At 68.0% G+C, this 1,381-nt stretch carries 1 protein-coding gene and 1 pseudogene; both read right to left on the bottom strand.

The genetic code is table 11. The features are described from left to right. Positions 1–101: 101 nt before the first annotated feature. Positions 102–1,148, bottom strand: a complete 1,047-nt coding sequence (locus tag FV228_RS29830; RefSeq protein WP_147857743.1) for a flagellar motor switch protein FliG — start codon at positions 1,146–1,148, stop codon at positions 102–104. Positions 1,149–1,172: 24 nt separating this feature from the next. Next, positions 1,173–1,381 (bottom strand): annotated as a pseudogene (locus tag FV228_RS29825) (flagellar M-ring protein FliF); the annotation flags it as partial.

Here is a 1,381-nt window from a genome sequence, read left to right as displayed (position 1 = left end):
CACGCTCTACATGGCGGCGCGCTGGGCCGCCGCGCTCGGGCGCGGGCTGCGGAAGTCGGTCTCGAACAGGAACGGCTTCGCGATCTGGGGCGAGGAGGCGTTCAATAGACCAGCTCCTCCTCGGCGCTGTTCTTGGCGATCATGATCTCGCCCTTCTCGGCGAGGTCCTTGGCGACCTCGGTCATCTTCGTTTGCGCCTCATCGACCTCCTTGAGGCGGACCGGGCCCAGCGAGGCCATCTCGTCCGTCAGGTTCTTGGCGGCCCGGGTCGACATCTGCCTCATGAAGAAGGCCCGGGTCGGCTCGTTGGCGCCCTTGAGCGCCAGGCACAGGGTCGCGCCGTCGATCCTCTGCATCAGGGTCTGGACGCTGCCCGGATCGAGCTTCAGCAGATCCTCGAAGGTGAACATCAGCTCGCGGATGCGCTTGGCCGAGCCGCGATTGGCCTGGTCCAGGGCGGCCAGGAAGCGGCCCTCGGTCTGGCGGTCGAAGGCGTTGAACACGTCCGCCATCATCTCGTGGGCGTCGCGGCGCTGGGTCTGCGCGATGGTCGAGACGAACTCGACCCGCAGGGTCTCCTCGATGTGGCGCAGGGCCTCCTTCTGCACCGTCTCCATGCGGAGCATCCGGTTCAGGACGTCGATGGCGAAGTCCTCGGGCAGGATGGTGAGCACCTTGGCGGCGTAGTCCGCCCGCACCCGCGACAGCACCACCGCCACGGTCTGCGGGTACTCGTTGCGCAGGAACGAAGCCAGGATCTCGGGATCGACCTGGGCGATCGAGGCCCAGACGCGCTTGCCCGACGCGCCCTTGATCTCGGCCATGATCAGCGAGACCTGATCGGACGGGAAGATCTTGAGCAGCAGGGCCTCGGTCCGCTCGAAGTTCGACGAGATGCCGCCGCTGTTGCTGAGCTTCGTCACGAACTCGATGATCAGCTTCTCGACGGTGGCGACTTCCAGCGTGCCGAGCTGGACCATCGCGTGGCTGACCTTCTTGACCTCCTCCTCCTCCAGCATCTGCCAGATCGGGGCGCCCTCGGCCTCGCCGAGCATCAGCAGCAGCGCGGCCGCGCGCTGCGGGCCGGGCATCGCCGCGAAGGCGTCGCCGCCCTCGGTCGTCAGGGAATTCGCAAGACCTGCCGCCATCGTTCGTCCCCGATCCTCGACGCGTTACTCTTCCTGGATCCAGGTGCGCAGCACCTCGACGGTCTCGGCCGGGCTGGCCCGGACCATGTCGACGACCCGCTGCACCGTGTCGGCCTGGATCTGGCCGTTGATCTTGGCGAACTCCATCAGCCGGGCGGTCGGGCTGTCGCGCTCGATCAGCGTGACCGAGGCGCCCGCGCCGGCCCCCGCCTCCGCGTCGCCGAGGCCGGAGG

Origin of the sequence: Methylobacterium sp. WL18 (assembly GCF_008040015.1) — a bacterium.
In the GTDB taxonomy this organism is placed as follows: Bacteria; Pseudomonadota; Alphaproteobacteria; order Rhizobiales; family Beijerinckiaceae; genus Methylobacterium; species Methylobacterium mesophilicum.
Note: the sequence above shows the minus strand (reverse complement) of the source record. Positions and strands in the feature narration are given on the sequence as shown.